This window comes from Bradyrhizobium sp. 195 (assembly GCF_023101665.1).
Classification (GTDB): Bacteria; Pseudomonadota; Alphaproteobacteria; order Rhizobiales; family Xanthobacteraceae; genus Bradyrhizobium.
The window spans coordinates 6967951-6983978 of sequence record NZ_CP082161.1; the positions used below are offsets into that span (position 1 = coordinate 6967951).

11 protein-coding genes and 1 pseudogene are annotated in these 16028 nt (G+C 65.9%); 5 read left to right on the forward strand and 7 right to left on the reverse strand.

Annotated elements, in window-relative coordinates:
* Positions 1 to 212: 212 nt before the first annotated feature.
* Both IVB26_RS32450 and IVB26_RS32455 read left to right on the forward strand, forming a co-directional pair.
* A complete protein-coding gene (locus tag IVB26_RS32450) occupies positions 213 to 1310 on the forward strand; it encodes an LLM class flavin-dependent oxidoreductase (protein ID WP_247969077.1) in 1098 nt (365 codons plus the stop codon).
* Between the two features lie 50 nt (positions 1311 to 1360).
* Positions 1361 to 1930 (forward strand): flavin reductase family protein, encoded by a 570-nt coding sequence (locus tag IVB26_RS32455; protein ID WP_247973328.1) that lies wholly within the window; start codon positions 1361 to 1363, stop codon positions 1928 to 1930.
* A gap of 187 nt (positions 1931 to 2117) precedes the next feature.
* Here the strand turns inward: IVB26_RS32455 and IVB26_RS32460 are convergent, their stop codons facing one another.
* The 4 genes from IVB26_RS32460 to IVB26_RS32475 all read right to left on the reverse strand — a co-directional run bounded on the left by IVB26_RS32460 (position 2118) and on the right by IVB26_RS32475 (position 11081).
* The gene (locus tag IVB26_RS32460; RefSeq protein WP_247969078.1) at positions 2118 to 3971 is read right to left on the reverse strand and encodes a sigma-54-dependent Fis family transcriptional regulator; all 1854 of its coding nucleotides are present in this window, start codon (positions 3969 to 3971) and stop codon (positions 2118 to 2120) included.
* A gap of 225 nt (positions 3972 to 4196) precedes the next feature.
* Positions 4197 to 7502 carry an acetyl-CoA carboxylase family protein gene (locus IVB26_RS32465; protein WP_247969079.1) on the reverse strand — a complete coding sequence of 1102 codons (3306 nt, stop codon included), beginning with the start codon at positions 7500 to 7502 and terminating at the stop codon, positions 4197 to 4199.
* A 12-nt stretch (positions 7503 to 7514) separates the two neighbouring features.
* Entirely contained in the window at positions 7515 to 9236 is a 1722-nt protein-coding gene (locus IVB26_RS32470; RefSeq protein ID WP_247969080.1) for an AMP-binding protein, read from the reverse strand.
* 162 nt (positions 9237 to 9398) lie between these two features.
* Positions 9399 to 11081: a methyl-accepting chemotaxis protein gene (locus IVB26_RS32475; protein WP_247969081.1), complete on the reverse strand. Its 1683-nt coding sequence runs from the start codon at positions 11079 to 11081 to the stop codon at positions 9399 to 9401.
* Between the two features lie 285 nt (positions 11082 to 11366).
* Between IVB26_RS32475 and IVB26_RS32480 the strand changes: the two genes are divergently transcribed.
* Both IVB26_RS32480 and IVB26_RS32485 read left to right on the forward strand, forming a co-directional pair.
* Positions 11367 to 11867 (forward strand): hypothetical protein, encoded by a 501-nt coding sequence (locus tag IVB26_RS32480; RefSeq protein ID WP_247969082.1) that lies wholly within the window; start codon positions 11367 to 11369, stop codon positions 11865 to 11867.
* Positions 11868 to 11878: 11 nt separating this feature from the next.
* Positions 11879 to 12350: pseudogene (locus tag IVB26_RS32485) on the forward strand (hypothetical protein).
* Between the two features lie 3 nt (positions 12351 to 12353).
* On the opposite strand, the gene IVB26_RS32490 reads toward IVB26_RS32485, so the two are convergent.
* Positions 12354 to 12953 (reverse strand): TetR/AcrR family transcriptional regulator, encoded by a 600-nt coding sequence (locus IVB26_RS32490; RefSeq protein ID WP_247969083.1) that lies wholly within the window; start codon positions 12951 to 12953, stop codon positions 12354 to 12356.
* 154 nt (positions 12954 to 13107) lie between these two features.
* Here IVB26_RS32490 and IVB26_RS32495 point away from each other — a divergent pair, with 154 nt between their 5' ends.
* Positions 13108 to 13485 (forward strand): tautomerase family protein, encoded by a 378-nt coding sequence (locus IVB26_RS32495; protein ID WP_247969084.1) that lies wholly within the window; start codon positions 13108 to 13110, stop codon positions 13483 to 13485.
* 13 nt (positions 13486 to 13498) lie between these two features.
* Here IVB26_RS32495 and IVB26_RS32500 read toward each other — a convergent pair whose 3' ends face one another.
* The gene (locus IVB26_RS32500; protein ID WP_247969085.1) at positions 13499 to 14428 is read right to left on the reverse strand and encodes a CobW family GTP-binding protein; all 930 of its coding nucleotides are present in this window, start codon (positions 14426 to 14428) and stop codon (positions 13499 to 13501) included.
* A 3-nt stretch (positions 14429 to 14431) separates the two neighbouring features.
* Positions 14432 to 15922: an amidohydrolase family protein gene (locus IVB26_RS32505; RefSeq protein WP_247969086.1), complete on the reverse strand. Its 1491-nt coding sequence runs from the start codon at positions 15920 to 15922 to the stop codon at positions 14432 to 14434.
* Positions 15923 to 16028: the final 106 nt, after the last annotated feature.

Genomic DNA, 16028 nt, shown 5'->3' on the forward strand with positions numbered 1-16028 from the left:
CGCGTATCCTCGTCTCAACGCCAAGACACCGTCTCGCGACAATGAGACGACGCTTAGCAAATCCGCCCCGGGATATCGGCTATTGCCGCCGCAAACCAGCCTTTTCTCGCGGGGCCCGAGACGTTGCCGCGCTGGCACACCGCTTGCTCATGGCTACGCACTCACATCCGTCAACGCGCGACAAGACGCGTCAACACCAGATGAGGAAACCCATGGAGATCGGCTATTTCACGATGCCTTCGCATCCGCCGGAGTGCGGCCTGAAGGAAGGGAACGACTGGGACCTGCAGGTCATGCGCTGGCTCGACGAGCTCGGCTATCAGGAGGCCTGGGTCGGCGAGCACCACACCGCGCCCTGGGAACCCAACCCCACGCCGGACCTGTTGATCGCACAGGCGCTGATGCAGACCAAGAAGCTTCGCATCGGGCCGGGCGGCTTCCTCCTGCCCTATCACCACCCGGCCGAGCTCGCCAACCGTGTCGCGATGCTCGACCATCTCTCCGAGGGCCGGCTCAATTTCGGCGTCGCAGCGTCGGGCCTGCCGAGCGACTGGGCGATGTTCAACGTTGACGGCATGAGCGGACAGAACCGCGACATGACCCGCGAGGCGCTCGAGATCATCTTGAAACTCTGGACCGAGCCTGCGCCGTTCACCCACAAAGGCAAGTTCTGGACGGTGACCAAGCCGGACACGATGTTCGACTTCCTCAAGCCGCACATCAAGCCGTTGCAGGCGCCGCATCCGCCGATCGGCGTCGCTGGTCTGTCGAAGAACTCGGACACGCTGAAGCTCGCGGGCGAGCGCGGCTTCATCCCGATGAGCCTCAACCTCAACCCCGCCTATGTCTCCAGCCATTGGGACTCCGTCGAGATCGGCGCCGCCAAGACCGGACGCAAGCCGAACCGCGCGGACTGGCGTCTGGTGCGCGAGGTGTTCGTTGCCGACACGGATGAAGAGGCCTGGAAGCTCTCGACCGGCGACATGATGGGCCGGATGATGAGCGAGTACTTCCTGCCGCTGCTCGGCCATTTCGGCTTCAAGGATTATCTGAAGCACGCGCCCGACGTGCCCGACAGCGACGTCACCGTCGAATATTGCGCCAAGCGGAACTGGATCGTCGGCTCGCCCGCGACCGTCGCCGAGAAGATCGAGAAGATCTACGACGAGGTCGGCGGCTTCGGCGTGCTGCTGGTGTTCGGCTTCGACTACAAGCACAAGGCCGAAGCCTGGCATCACTCGCTCTCGCTGCTGAAGAACGAGGTGATGCCGCGCGTTGCGCATCTCGGCTCCGCGAAGAAGGCGGCTTGACCCGACGCGGGTGCGGCGCGATCGTGCCGCACCCGCAGCGATTTTCGGAGATTTCCGTGGACGCCAAACCTCTCGACGCCAAGGATTTCAAGCAGGCGATGCGCCAATGCGCCGGTGCCGTCGCGCTGGTCACGGTCGGCGCAGAGCATGGCAAGCGCACCGGGTTGACGGTGACGTCGGCATGCTCGCTGTCGGACTCACCGCCCTCGCTGATCGTCTGCGTCAACCGCAACGCCAGCGCGCATGGGCGCATCCGCGAGGAAGGCGCGTTCGCGATCAATTTCCTGCACGAGGATCACGCGCTGCTCGCGCTCACCTTCAGCGGCCAGAAGGGCGTCAACGGCGACGACCGTTTTGCCTTCGGGCAGTGGACGCGCGGCGCGACCGGTGCCCCGGTGCTGACGGATGCGGTCGCCGCATTCGATTGCGTTCTGGCGCAGGAGTTCGAGACCAGGACGCATTCGATCTTCGTCGGCGAGGTGCGGGGGGTGTCGCATGCGGATGGAGCGAGGCCGCTGGTGTACCTGCGCAGCAGTTTCCACACACCGCATGAAATGCGCGAGACGGTGACGGTCGGCGACCTCGATTCACGGCATTTGAGCTGGACGGATTTTTCGTAGGCCTTGCGCTCCAGGCTCGCTGCCCTTTCCTTCTCCCCTTGCGGGAGAAGGTGGCGCGAAGCGCCGGATGAGGGTATCTCTCGGCGAGTTCGAGCGGGAATTGGATTCGCGGAGAGATACCCCTCACCCGTCTCGCCGCTGTGCGGCGAGCCACCTCTCCCACAAGGGGAGAGGGGAAGGAAGAACGCTACTGGGCAGTCTCGATCTTCATCGCCTTGATCTTCCGATAAAGCGTCGCGCGGCTCAGCTTCAATGCGCGTGCTGCCTCCGTCACGCGACCGCCGTGCTTAAGGAGCGCCTCGATGATCGTGGCGCGCTCGGCTGCTTCGAGGTCGGGCTCAACCCGCCCGCCAAACGGCGGCAGATCGAGATCGGCATCGGTGATGACGCCGTTCTCCGCGGTGCAGCCGGCGAGCCGCAGCACGTGGCGGAGCTGGCGCATGTTGCCGGGATACGGATAGGCCGCAAGCTGCGACCAAGCTTGGTCCGAAAGCCTGCAGCTTGGTGCTTCCTCGCGCGCAATCTGACGGATGATATCGTCCCGGTCGGCGCGTTCGCGCAGGGCCGGCAGCCGCACCGCAAGGCCGCGCAGACGGAAATAGAGATCGGCGCGGAAGGCGCCCTCCTCCGCCATGCGGCCCAGGTCCCGATGCGTGGCGCTGATCAGGCGGATGTCGACTGCGACAGGCTTGAGCGCGCCGAGCGGCCAGACTTCGCGGTTTTCCAGCACGCGCAACAGGCGCGTCTGCAGCGCGATCGGCATGTCGCCGATCTCGTCGAGAAACAGCGTGCCGCCATCGGCCTGCACGATCAGGCCCTTTGAGCCGTCGCGGCGCGCACCGGTAAAGGCGCCGGCCTCGTAGCCGAACAGTTCGGCGTCGATCAGGCTCTCGGGCATCGCGGCGCAATTCAGCGCGACATAATTGTTGCGCGCCCGGTTGCTCGCCGCGTGAATGGCGCGCGCGAACACGTCCTTGCCGACGCCGGTCTCGCCCTGCAGCAGCACCGGCAGATTGTGGTCGCCGATGCGCTTCAGCCGTTTCACGCTTCTGACCAGGCCGGGATCGCCGCCGGCAAGCCGGTGCAGCGCATCGAAGCGATCGACGGGCGGATCGCGGCGCTTGGTGAGCGGCCGCGCGCGCTGCGGCGGCGCGATCTGACCCTGCCCCAACGGACTGCCATCGGCGCGGCGCAGCTGGACGATGTCGCCCTCGTCGCGCGCAGCGTGATGATCGAACTTGATGTAGCGCGACAGGTCGATGCCGGAAGCGATCAAGCCGTCGGTAAGGCCCAGCAGTGCGCGCGCGGACCGGCAGGCGCCGACGACGCGGCGATCGTCGTCATAGGCGAGCAGGCCGCTGCCGTCATCGCCGGGCACGGTCGCGATCCAGGCGTTACGGAAATGGTCGCGGAAGATCGCGCCCTCGATGCGGCGCGTCGCCTGCATCGTGACCGCGAGCGCAAGCTGGTGCGCGGCGCGGCTGAGGTCATCACGACAGGACGTGATGTTGACGGCGCCTGCGATACGGCCGGCCTGGTCGAACAGCGGCGTCACCGCACAGGAGAAGATGCCCCATTGCTCGCGAAAATGCTCGTCGCGATGAACCAGGATCGGCTTTTGCTCCGCAAGGCAGGTGCCGAGCCCGTTGGTGCCTTCATGGGCCTCCGAGAAATTCGAGCCGGTATAGACCTTCCAGCGCAGGAAAATCTCGGTGTCGGCCTCGCCCGGCAGGCGGCTGAACAGCATGGTCGCGTTGGCATCAGCGAGGTTGACGCAATAGCCGGCCTCCCGCAGCACGCGGGCGAGATCCTCGAGCTCGGACGTGGCGAGCCGGATCGTCTCCTCCATGGGCTGGGCGACGTGGCGGATCTCGGCTGCGGTCAGCGTCTGCGGCGGTCCCCGACGGGCGGGATCGAGCTTGTGGCTGATTAGGGAGCGCCGCCAGGAATCGGCAATGCGCGCAGAGGCATCGACGTCGGCCACATGATTGGCGACGGACAAGACCCGGGCGACATGGTTCGAGGCCGACAGGCTGGCCATCGCGGACGTCTCCACCCTGTATTATTGTGCAAAGTCTGGCAGCACGGGCGGGGATGTCAATCGGGAACCGGGAACTGGATGGAAGGGACACTGCCTCCTCGTCATCCCGGGGCGATGCGAAGCATCGAACCCGGGATCTCGAGATTCCGGATTCGGCTCTTCGAGCCGCCCCGGAATGACAGCTGAAGTAACAGCCGCGGCATCATCAAAATTGCTGCACTGCCCTCACCACGTATCGATACACGGCCGCTTCTTTCCCGTTCTGGCGGGCGGCTTCGGCGCCGACCGCAAGCCGGCCATGATCCAGCGCCGCGTCTCGGCGGGGTCGATGACGTTGTCGATCTCGAACACCGAGGCGATCGAGACCGCCTTGCCGTTGGCATAGAGCTCGGCGACCTTGTTGCGGTAATAGGTCTCGCGCTCCTCGGGGTCGGCGATCGCCTCCATCTCCTTGCGGAAGCCGAGGCGGACATAGCCCTCCAGGCCCATGCCGCCGAACTCGCCGGTCGGCCAGGCCGCGGTGAAGAAGGAGGCATGGAAGCCGCCGCCGATCATCGACTGCGCACCTAACCCATAGCCCTTGCGCAGCACGATGCCGAACAGCGGCACGGTGAGGCTCGCACCTGTCACGAACATCCGCGAGACGTGGCGCACGATCGCGGTCTTCTCGGCTTCGGGGCCGACCATGAAGCCGGGCGTGTCGCAGAGCGAGATGATCGGAAGATCGAAGGCATCGCAGAGCTGCAGGAAGCGCGCGGCCTTGTCGCCGGCATCGGCATCAATGGCGCCGCCGAGATGGCGCGGGTTGTTGGCGATCAGGCCGAACGGCTTGCCCTCGATGCGGATCAGTGCGGTGATCATGCCGACGCCGTAGTCGCGGCGCAGCTCCAGCACGGAATCCTCGTCGGCGACGAGATCGATCACGCTGCGAATGTCGTAGACGCGCAGGCGGTTCTCCGGAATGGCGCGGCGGAGCAGGCGCTGGTCGGCGGCCTGCCACTCCGTCACCGCGCCCTGGAAGTAGGAGAGGTATTTCTGCGCGACGCGGGTTGCCTCCTCCTCGTCCTCGACGAGGATGTCGATGACGCCGTTCGGCGACTGGAACGCAACAGGGCCGACCTCGGCCGGATGATAGACGCCGAGGCCGCCGCCCTCGATCATGGCGGGACCGCCCATGCCGATCGAGGCGTTCTTGGTCGCGATGATGACGTCGCAGCAGCCGAGCATCGCGGCGTTGCCGGCAAAGCAATAACCGGAAACGACGCCCACGACCGGGACGAGGCCGGAGAGCCTTGCGAACTGCACGAAGGACGGGCCGTCGAGCCCGGTCATGCCGAGTCGGTCGGTATCGCCGGGCCGGCCGCCGCCGCCTTCGGCGTAAAACACCAGCGGCACGCGCCAGTCTTCCGCAAGCGTCAGCATGCGGTCGATCTTCTTGTGGTTCATGTGGCCCTGCGTGCCCGCGAGCACGGTGTAGTCGTAGGCCACGACGATGCAGCGCGCCCCTTCGGGTCCGAACTTCTCGCCGTTCACCGTGGCAACGCCCATGACGAGGCCGTCCGCGGGCGTGTTCCTGATGAGATCGTCGAGCTTGCGCCGGCGCCGCTGTGCCGCGATCGCAAGGCTGCCGTACTCCATGAAAGAGCCGTCGTCGACGAGCTGGGCAACGTTCTCGCGCGCGGTGCGCTGGTTGGTGTTGCGGCGGCGCTCGACCGATGACGGGCGGTTCGCATCCAGCGTGTTGGCCTGACGCGCGATCAGCTCGGCGAGATCGGGACGGATGTGATCGAGATCGATATCGGCTTCCGCGGCCGTGCTATCGGCCGCAACGTCGAGCGGCTCGAGATACATGATGGCCTCGCCATGCAGCAGCGTGGCGCCGTCGCCGGCGGCGAGCTTCATGACCCGGCCGCCCTGCTCGGCCATCACGAGATGCTCCATCTTCATGGACTCGATCACGGCAAGCTGCTGGCCGGGGCGCACGATCTCGCCTTCCTTCACCTGGATGGTGACGATGGTTCCCTGCAAGGGCGCCGCGACCATCACCGTGCCTTCCGGCACGATTTGCGCAGTTTGCGCCTCCGCGCTGTGGCCGCCGCCTCGCTCGGTCGCGGCGAAGTAGAGCGGCCTGGCCGCGCCGTCGGCCGCGTCCACGAGCTTGGCGATATTGCGATCGATGAAATCGGTCGCAATGCGGTTGGTCCTGAAATCGGGGTGTGCGAGCACGGCCTGAAGAAAGGCGATGTTGGTGACGACGCCGTCGATCCGGAACTCCCGCAAGGCGCGCGAGGCCTTGGCGACGACGTCATGCCAGGCTTCGCCCGGCGTATGCACGATGACCTTCGCCAGCAGCGAATCGAAGGCCGCGCTGGTCTTGTAGCCGGCGTAACCAAAACTATCGACGCGGACACCGGGCCCCGATGGCGGCTCGAACAATGCGAGCACGCCGCCGGTCGGATGCGTCGCGCCCGTCTCGTCCAGCGTTTCCATGTTGACGCGAAGCTGCATGGCATGGCCGCGCGGCTTCGGGATCGAGCCTTGCGCAAGGTCGAGCGAGGCCAGCGTGCTGCCCGCAGCAACCGCGAGCTGGGCGCGGACGAGGTCGAGCCCGAGCACCTCTTCGGTGACGGTATGTTCGACCTGAAGCCGCGGATTGGCCTCGATGAAAGCAAAGCTGTCCTCGGCGGTGCCGTCGACCAGGAACTCGAAGGTGCCGAGATTGTCGTATGCCGCTGCCGTCGCGAGCTGCCTCGCCGCCTCGATGATGCGGCCGCGCAAGGGATCGCTCAGCGAGGGGCTCGGCGCCACCTCGATCAGCTTCTGGTGGCGGCGCTGGATGGTGCATTCGCGCTCCCAGAGATGAGAGATCGCGCCGTGATGGTCGCCGATGATCTGCACCTCGATATGGCGCGCCTGCCGGATCAGCCGCTCGGCATAGACGCCGTCGAAGCCGAACGCGGCCTTGGCCTCCGACTGGCAGCGCGCATAGGCTTCCGCGAGATCGGACGCGTTCTCCACCACGCGCATGCCGCGGCCGCCACCGCCGGCCATCGCCTTGATCACGATCGCCGCATTGCCACCGAGCGACGTGAAGAACGCCGAGATCTCGTCGAGCGAGGACGGCCCGCTGGTCCCGGCAATGATCGGCACGCCGCAGCGTTTTGCCAGTTGCCGTGCCGCAACCTTGTCGCCGAACAGCTCGAGCGCCGCAGCCTTCGGCCCGACGAAAACGATGCCCGCATCGCCGCAGGCCCTGGCAAACGCCGCGTTCTCGCTGAGAAAACCGTAACCTGGATGCACGGCATCGCAGCCGACGCTCTTCGCCGCTTTCACCACCGCATCGATGTCGAGATAGGCCCGGGCGCCGCGGCCGGGAATTTCGACCGCTTCGTCGGCAACACGCACGTGCAGCGACAGCGCATCGTCGGCCGGATGGATCGCAACGGTCGCGATGCCGGCATCGGCCGCCGCACGCGCGATGCGAATGGCGATCTCGCCGCGATTGGCAATCAGGAGTTTCTTGAACGACATCGTATCTCTCACTCAGACGGCAGCAGGACGATTGGGATCGAGGTCCTGCTTCTTTACCTTGCCTGTTGCCGTCAGCGGCAGGGCTTCAATGATGCGTATCTCCGGGACCTTGTAGACGGCCATGCGCTCGGCGCACCATGCGCGCAGGTCTTCCGCAGAGATGGTGCCGACCGCCTCCGGCTTGAGCTGGATGTAAGCCACCGGCACCTGGCCCTTGTCAGGGTCGTCGCGCCCGACCACGCCCGAGCCTAGCACCTTCGGATGCTGCCCCAGCAGCGCCTCGATCTCCGGCGGAAACACGCTCATGCCCTTGACCTTCAGCATCTCCTTGCGGCGGCCGAGGAAGTGCAGGAAGCCGTCCTTGTCGATGTTGCCGATGTCGCCGGTGCGCAGCCAGCCGTCGACGAGCGACTCGGCGGTCGCCTCCGGCTTGTTCCAATAGCTCTTGAGCAGCGACGGCGTGCGCACGCGGATCTCGCCTTCCGCACCGAGCGGCAACAGCGCGCCGGTTTCGAAATCGGTGATCTTGAACTCGGCGCCGGGGACCGGCAGGCCGACGAAGATCGGCTGATTGTTGAGGTCCAAATCGTCGTGCTGGAAACCCGCCGTGAAGGTGTTGGAAGTGTGGGTCTCCGTCATGCCCCAGGCCGCTTCCATCAGCACCGTCCCGGTGAGATCCTTCCAGCGCTTTCGGTAGTCGGCATTGAGCTTCTTGACGAAGGAGACGACGCGCACCTGGCTCAGCGAGGACAGATCGAACTCGCTCCAGCGCGGATGGTCCATCAATTCGACCGCGCCGTCGACCGGCATCGCGGTGATCGTGACCTTGTATTTGTCGATCGCCGCCATCGCACCGACGGCGTCCCAGCGCGCGAGCAGCACCAGCGTGGCGCCGGAGAACAGCGGGAAGATCAGGCCGAAATTCTCGCCTGCAATCCAGAACTCCGGAAAGAACGACAGGAACACGCTGCTCTCGTCCGACAGCACCGAGATGCCGTAATTGGCCGCTGCCGTGTAGACCATGTCGCGGTGGGTATGGACGCAGCCCTTTGGCATGCCGGTGGTGCCGCCGGTGTAGTTGAGTGCCGCGACATCATCGAGCCCGGGCGCCGGCAGCGGCGATGGTGCGGGCATCGCGGCGAGTGCGGGCAACAGATCGGTCGCGCCCGCAACCGCGACGCGCGGCGCACGGATCGAGTCCGGCGCGGGGAACGTGGGCGTTGCCGGCACGACGTCGGCGAAGCTGGTGACGATGATCTCGCGCAGGCGCACCTCGCCCCTCACCTGGTCGACGACGGGGGTGAGTTGATCGAGCGCGACGATCACCTCGGCCTGGGTGTCGTTGAGCTCGTAGGCCAGCTCGAACGCGCGCGACAATGGGCTGACGGGGACGTGGACCGCGCCGAGCTTCAAAATGCCGAAGAACACGATGTGGAATTGCGGGCAGTTCGGCAGGAACACGGCGACGCGGTCGCCCTTGCCGACGCCCTTGGCCTGCAACAGCGCGGCAAAGCGGTCGCTCTGCCGGTCGAGATCCGCGTAGGTCGTGACGTGACCGTAGAAGATCACCGCGGGTCGTTCCGGACTGCGCCTCGCCCACGCGCGCAGATATTCCGTCAAGGGAACTTCGCCGTGCAGATAGTTCGGCGAACGCGGCATGCTCTTCGGCCAAGCCTTGTCCCACAGGCCGTGCAGGGTGGCGAGATAATCGGTCTCGTTGAGGGGCGCGCTCATGACGTCCTCCCGTGTTGCTTTTCTTGTCATGAGGCACGCACGTGCCGTCGATCGACATCGCTACACGTCGAGCACGCCAGAGGTCATGTCAAGAAAAACAGCGTCCGCGTCACGACCGATGCCGCGACGCGGAAAAAGCAGTCGTCTCGCAGCGCTTTTCAGTTACGCAGCCCGCACGCCCGCGACGAAGGTGCTGACTTCGTTTTCGAGCGATTGCAGCTTCTGCGTCAGCCGGCCGCTCGACTGCAGCACGAGGCCGGCGGCCTGGCCGGTCTCCGCGGTCGCATCGGTCACGCCGGAGATGTTTTGCGAGACCTGGTCCGTGCCGGAGGCCGCCTCCTGCACGCTGTGGGCGATCGCCTGCGTGGCGGCGCCTTGCTCCTCGACGGCGGCGGCGATCGAGGAGGAGATCTCGTTGACCTCCATGATGGTGGCACGGATGCTCTCGATGTTGCCGACGACCTGATTGGTCTCGGCCTGGATCGCGGTGATCTGCGCGCCGATCTCGTCGGTCGCCTTTGCGGTCTGGCTCGCCAGCGACTTCACTTCGCTCGCGACCACGGCAAAACCCTTGCCGGCTTCGCCGGCCCGCGCCGCCTCGATGGTGGCGTTGAGCGCGAGCAGATTGGTCTGCGAGGCGATCTGGTTGATGAGGTCGATGACCTCGCCGATCTTGTGGGCGGCCGCAGCCAGCCCCTGCACGGTGTCGTTGGTGCGCTGACCGTCGGCGGCGGCCTTGTCGGCCACGGTCGCGGCCTGCGCGACGCGCTGGCTTATCTCCGATATCGAGGACGACAATTCGCTGGCGGCGGAGGCCACCGTCTGCACGTTGTCCGAAGCCTGCTGGCAGGCGGATGCGACGAAGCTGGCGCGGTCGCTCGCCCGGTTCGCGGTCTCCGACATGCCTTGCGCGGCCTGCTGCATCGCGCGCGCCTCGTTGAAGACGTCGCGAACGACGGCCTGGACACTCGCCTCGAACTTGCCGGCGAGATCGGCCATGGCCTTGCGCTTCTCCTCGTCGGCCCGCTGCTTCAGTTCCTGCTGCTCGGTATGCATCCTGCCGACCGCCGACGCGTTGTCCTTGAACACGGCCAGCGCCTTGGCGAGCCCGCCGACCTCGTTGCTGCGGTCGGTGTAGGGCACCTCGAAGGCACTGTCGCCGGCGGCAAGTCGCTCGGTCAGCGCGGTGATTTTTGCAAGCGGCCGGGTCACGCTGCGACCGATCATGAAGGAGGCGCCGAGGACCAGGACCAGCACGGCCAGGCAGACGTAGCCGAACGTCGTCGCGGCCTGGCGGAAGACGGCGTCGACGTCGTCGAGATAGATGCCGGTGCCGATGATCCAGCCCCAGGGCGCAAAGCCCTTCACATAGGAGATCTTCCCGACCGGCTGGTCGAAGCCGGGCTTCGGCCAGAGGTAGCCGTAGAAGCCCGCACCCTGCTTCTTGACGACGTCAACGAAGCCCACGAACAGCGCGTTGCCGGCGGGGTCCTTCATGCCGGAGAGATCCTTGCCGTCGAGCTCGGGCTTGATCGGGTGCATGACCATCTTGGGGGTCATGTCGTTGATCCAGAAATACTCGACCTTGTCGTAGCGCAGGCTCTTGATTTCAGCCATTGCGGCGGCCTGGGCCTGCTCGCGCGGGAGTTTCCCCTCGCTCTCGAGCTTCTGATAGTGCGCGAGGATGCCGTAACCGACATCGACCATGTGCTGCGTCTTGGCCTGGCGATCGGCCACCATCTGCGCGCGCAGGGTCGACAGCGCGATCGGCGCCAGCGCGATCATGCCGAGGAGGCTGATGCCGACAATCAGAACCAGCTTGAAACTGATGCGGGAGAAAATCATCGGGGCTCGCAAAATTGGCGGTACAGATATGCCAGATTATCCCGATCCTCTTAGCAAAGCCTTAAGCATTCGGGTTCCGCAACGCGCCCGCCGAAGGCCTGCGGCCGCGCACCGCTTTCGTATTCCGACGACACGGCTGCGCCCTGCGAATGTAAAGCTCTTCAAATCTAGAACACCTCGATATCGCCCTTCCGCGCGTTGACTTGAAGAGGGCTCTGGCAGAACGATCGATGCAGACAATCAGCGCCAGCTGTGGCGTGAGCGCAGCCAAGGGCCAGAGGCTTCATGCATTCATCGACATCATCGGGGTCTCTCGACCTTCCCGCACTCAGCGCGGCGGAACGGCTCTTCATTTGGGGTTTCAGGGCCAAGGCGCGCAGCAGCGGCGCCGTTCCGACCGCCGCCGACATCCAAGAGGTGTACGACCATTTTCGCGTGGGCGACGCCGTGCTCTCGCTGGAATCCATCATCGAGATCTTCGCCTGCACGGCCCATACGGCCATCGAGGTGCACTGCCCGACTTGTCCGCGCATGTCGGACAGCGAGCACGGAATCTTGCACGCCATTGCCGCGGCACAGCAGGATCGCGTCGACGTCGCGCGCGAACAATTCGAGAGCTGGCTGCCGCCGGTCGGCGCCGATTGGGCGCTCGCGCCCGTGCGGGGCCTGGCGACGATCTTCCGCATGGCAGGTCTCATCCTGCCCGACCGGCACGTGCGCACTTTGGACCACGACCGGACCATGGCGATGAAGAGCTGGCTGGTCGGAAGCCCGACATTGCATTGACGAGATCGTTCATGAACCCGGATAATTGCGCTTCTGCGGCGATGCCCGACGCCGGCCAGATGCGGCACTGTCCGCTGCAGGCCGCGCTTGCGGCGCCCCTGCGTCGACAGCTACGATGATTTCTGCCGCGTCGCGCTGTCGCTGTTCCGGTTTATCGGCGCGGCCTATACGACCGGCGCGTCCGATTGCTGGGAAGCGGCCTATCGCTATGCCGACGAGGCGCCGGGGATTTCCGACAGTCCGTTGCTGGTGGCACGGGCGGCCGCGCTCGTCAGAATCCTGCGCAGCGGCCGGCCATGCGAGCTGTGCTTCATGCCGCCATCCTGCCGCCGCCTGTCGAATGACGAGGCGGAATTGATGCGAGTGCTGGCGGTCGCGCGCCGCAAGCAGCCGGGCGAGATCGAATCCATCGTCTGCCAGCTCGTCGGCGCCGGCAAGGAAGCTGCGGCAACGCGGGCGGTCAACGCGCTCGCGCTGTGCTGACACCTAGCCGCCCTTCTTGCCGAGCACGAGATCGATGGTGTGCGCGGCGATCTTTCGCAACTGCGGCTCGTCGCCAAAGGCACGTTCGAGCACGGCGAGGCCGCGCGTGACCGTAACGACGTGCAACGCCGCGGCCGCGGGATTGCCGTTGAATTCGCCCCGCTCCGCGCCTGCCGACAACGTCTCCTGAACCAGTGCGGTGATGCGCGCGATGAGGCTTGCAAAGGCCTCGCGCGCGTCGTCATCCAGCCCCTCGCCTTCGGCGGCGCCAAGCTCCATCAGCCCACGTGTCGTCGGACAGCCGCGCGGCGGCGAACCGGCGCGGAAATTGGTGATTGTGAGATCGAAGAACGCGGTGAGGCGCTTGCGCAAGGAGCCGGTCCCGAGTGCTTTCTGCAGCGCTGCGAGATAATCCCCCGCATAGCGTTCATAGGCCTGGAGAAACAGCGCCTCCTTGCTGCCGAAGGCGTTGTAGAGGCTGCCGCGCTGGACCCCGGCGTCGCGCGCGATGTCGGACAGCGACGTGCCGCGCACGCCGTTGCGCCAGAACTGGTCGAACGCGATGCGCAGCACCTCGTCGTGATCGAATTCGCGCGGCCTCAAAACTTTGCTCCTCGATATTTGACACGCTGTCAAAAACATGCATTATCGACATTGTGTCAAAAACCAGATGGGATTGATAGTCGTTCCGTCAATGGGGCGAGCCGACGCCGCAACACGCGCTGTCGGATCGAGCCCGCTTGCAAAGGACCAGTTCATGCCTCTCATCCACATCGCGATGCGCGCCGGCAAGTCCGAAGCCTACCGGCAGGCGATTCTCGACGGCCTTTACGACGCCATGCGCGAGGCGCTCAATGTGCCCGATGACGACGCGTTCATGTCCATCACCGAGCATGAGCCGGCGAACTTCCGCTGCGGCACCGGTTACGGCGTCGCGCGCAGCGACGACGCGGTGATGATCCAGATTACCGTATTCGCCTCGCGCACCACCGAGCAGAAGAAGGCGCTGTATCGCCGGATCGCGGATCGTCTCGGCGAAAATCCGGGCATCCGGCCCGAGGACGTGTTCGTGAACGTGCTCGATGCGCCCAAGGAGAACTGGTCGGTCGGAAACGGCATCGCGCAGTTTGCGTGAGGCGGCTGCAGCTTCAATCCGCAACGCACGCCTCCAGGATGCTATCGAGCTCGGCCTTCGAGAGCACACCGAGCTCGGCGATGAAGACGATCCGCGATCGCGGCACGCCTGCCGCCGGCGCATCATCGCCAGGGGCGAGCGTGGCGCGGCCGGCGGCGAACTGAAACACCATTTGGCGCCCGGGCTGCTCGACGGTCTCGAACAGGCCTTTCGCGCGAGCCAGCTTCGGCGCCAGCTTACCGATCGCCTGCTGCAGGCGCGGCAGCGAGAGCGGATGATCGGAGGTCCAGCTCAGCGTCTCGAAACGATCCTCTGCCGGCCGTTTCGGGCTTGGGGTGCGCGGCGCGGGGTTGCGATCGACATGCGCGGGAAACAGCAGCGCTGACGGAATCTCGCCGTATGGCGCATCGACCACCACGGCGGGAACGCACTGGGCGCGAATGGCCGCGCGCATTCGATCTCCCGCGCTTTCGTCCGCCAGATCCAGCTTGCTCAGCGCCACGATGTCGGCAACGCGGAGCTGCGAGCGCTGGAGCGCGTCATCGAGCGCGGACGGCGGCGTGCCAACGTCCATCACGCAGAGCACCGTCTCCAGCGGCGCCTCGCGCAGGATCACCGGGTCCATCAGATTGCGAACGATGTCGGCGGGGTCGGCGACGCCGCTGGTCTCGATGACGATGTATTCCGGCTTCGGATCGCGCCGCAGCAGGCTCGAGAGCGTGCGGAGCAGATCGCCTTCCAGCGAGCAGCAGATGCAGCCATTGGCAAGGCTGACAACGCCGTCGCTCGCGCCCGCAATCAGCTCCGCATCGATGTTGATGGCGCCGAAATCGTTGACGACGGCAGCAATGCGCCGTCCCTCCGCATGCGCCAGCAGATGGTTGACGACCGTGGTCTTGCCCGCCCCCAGAAAGCCCGTGACCAGGAGGATGGGGACCGGCATGGATCAGCTCTCGACGACGGGACGGCGCACCGGCTTGCCCGGGCGCGCCGCGACATCGAGAATGCCGTCGCTGATCAGCACCTGGCCGCTGACAACGAGGTGCCGCACGCCTTCCGACGGACGGTTCATCGCGGTGAAGGTGGCGCGGTCCGAGAGTTTTTCGTAGTCGAACACGACGATATCGGCATCGGCGTCCTTGGTGAGCCTGCCCTTGGCGCGCATCGCGGGCGTGCTCTGCGACAGGATTTCCGCCGGGATCAGCGCGCATTTGCGCACGCCTTCCAGCAGCGACACCGCCTTGCGCTCGCGCACCCATTCGCGGATGAATTTCGTGAAGCAACCAGCCGAGCGCGGATGCGAGGTCGCATCGTCAGGCAGCGGCCAGGCATCGCCGGTGTAGGTCTTGCCGTCCGACGTCGTCCACGGCATCGCGTCGGAGGCGATGGCGCCGCCGGGATAGAGCACCGACATGTCGAGCAGGTCGCGGTGATGCGCATTGTTCTCGGTGTCGAGGATGTGCCAGAGCACCAGCGAGGACGGCTCTTCGGCCTGTGCCTTCAACAGCTCCTCGCGGTCGTGGAAGCGATAGCCGTCGGTCACGCGCTGCACGGAATCGTAAGCAGTGCCGTTGCGCTCGACGAATTCGGGATCGCTGAAGAAGGCGGCGGCGAGCACGGTGGAGCCGGTGCCGTAAGGATAGGCCTCGACGGTAATCGGCAGGCCCTGCGCCTGCGCCTTCGCGATCAGCACGCGGCAACGCTCGACGTCGGTCTTGCTCGACGAGTTGAAATGGCAGATGTGCATGTGCGCGCCGGTGGCGCCGGCATAGCCGATCAGGCGGATATAGGCTTCCACCGCGCTTTCGGGGTCGATGCGCGACATGAAGGCGACGTGGGTGAAGGTCGGCACGTCCTTGACCGCGGCGAGCTGGCAGACCGCGGTCAGCTCCTGCACGCCGGCGCCCGGCGCGTAGGCGTTCAAAATGCCGATGCCGATGCCGCCTTCGTCGAGGCCGCGCGAAAGCCGCTCCAGAATGCCCGCGACTTCCGCATCGGTCGCGACGTTGTCCATCCAGCGGCGGTCGCGCATGGCATTGCCGAACGCCTCCAGCGAGCTCTCGGCATTCGAGCCCGTCATCGCGCCGATGCGCGCAAAGGCCCAGTTGGTGGCGGCGCCGTAGTTCAGCACGCGGCCTCGCCTGGCCTGGCGTTCATACCAGGAGCCGACCGGCAGCACGCCGGCCTCGAGATCGAGCGTCGTCGTCACGCCGTCGAAGGCCTGCATGCGGTCGGCTGGAAGCGACTGGCCGTGTGCGTGCAGATCGATGAAGCCGGGCGCGACCACGAGCCCGGTCGCGTCGATCACCCGCTCGGCACCGCCGAGCGAGGCGCCGACCGCGGCGATCCTGCCATCCACCACCGCGACGTCGCCGATAGCGTCCATCCCGCTCGCGGGATCCACCACCCGGCCGCCAGAGATCACCAAGCCGCTCATGCCAAAACTCCTCCGCGCTGAATTCGCATTGAGGCAGATTCCGGCAGCAACGACCACCTCCACCGATGCCGACGCATCATGCATATTGCTGCGCCGCTGGTGCGAG

What these genes read in the sequence shown, in the direction of transcription:
- IVB26_RS32450 (WP_247969077.1), top strand. Translation starts at nt 213, where the DNA reads ATGGAGATCGGCTATTTCACGATGCCTTCGCATCCGCCGGAGTGCGGC.
- IVB26_RS32460 (WP_247969078.1), bottom strand. Translation starts at nt 3,971, where the DNA reads ATGGCCAGCCTGTCGGCCTCGAACCATGTCGCCCGGGTCTTGTCCGTC.
- IVB26_RS32465 (WP_247969079.1), bottom strand. Translation starts at nt 7,502, where the DNA reads ATGTCGTTCAAGAAACTCCTGATTGCCAATCGCGGCGAGATCGCCATT.
- IVB26_RS32470 (WP_247969080.1), bottom strand. Translation starts at nt 9,236, where the DNA reads ATGAGCGCGCCCCTCAACGAGACCGATTATCTCGCCACCCTGCACGGC.
- IVB26_RS32475 (WP_247969081.1), bottom strand. Translation starts at nt 11,081, where the DNA reads ATGATTTTCTCCCGCATCAGTTTCAAGCTGGTTCTGATTGTCGGCATC.
- IVB26_RS32480 (WP_247969082.1), top strand. Translation starts at nt 11,367, where the DNA reads ATGCATTCATCGACATCATCGGGGTCTCTCGACCTTCCCGCACTCAGC.
- IVB26_RS32495 (WP_247969084.1), top strand. Translation starts at nt 13,108, where the DNA reads ATGCCTCTCATCCACATCGCGATGCGCGCCGGCAAGTCCGAAGCCTAC.
- IVB26_RS32500 (WP_247969085.1), bottom strand. Translation starts at nt 14,428, where the DNA reads ATGCCGGTCCCCATCCTCCTGGTCACGGGCTTTCTGGGGGCGGGCAAG.
- IVB26_RS32505 (WP_247969086.1), bottom strand. Translation starts at nt 15,922, where the DNA reads ATGAGCGGCTTGGTGATCTCTGGCGGCCGGGTGGTGGATCCCGCGAGC.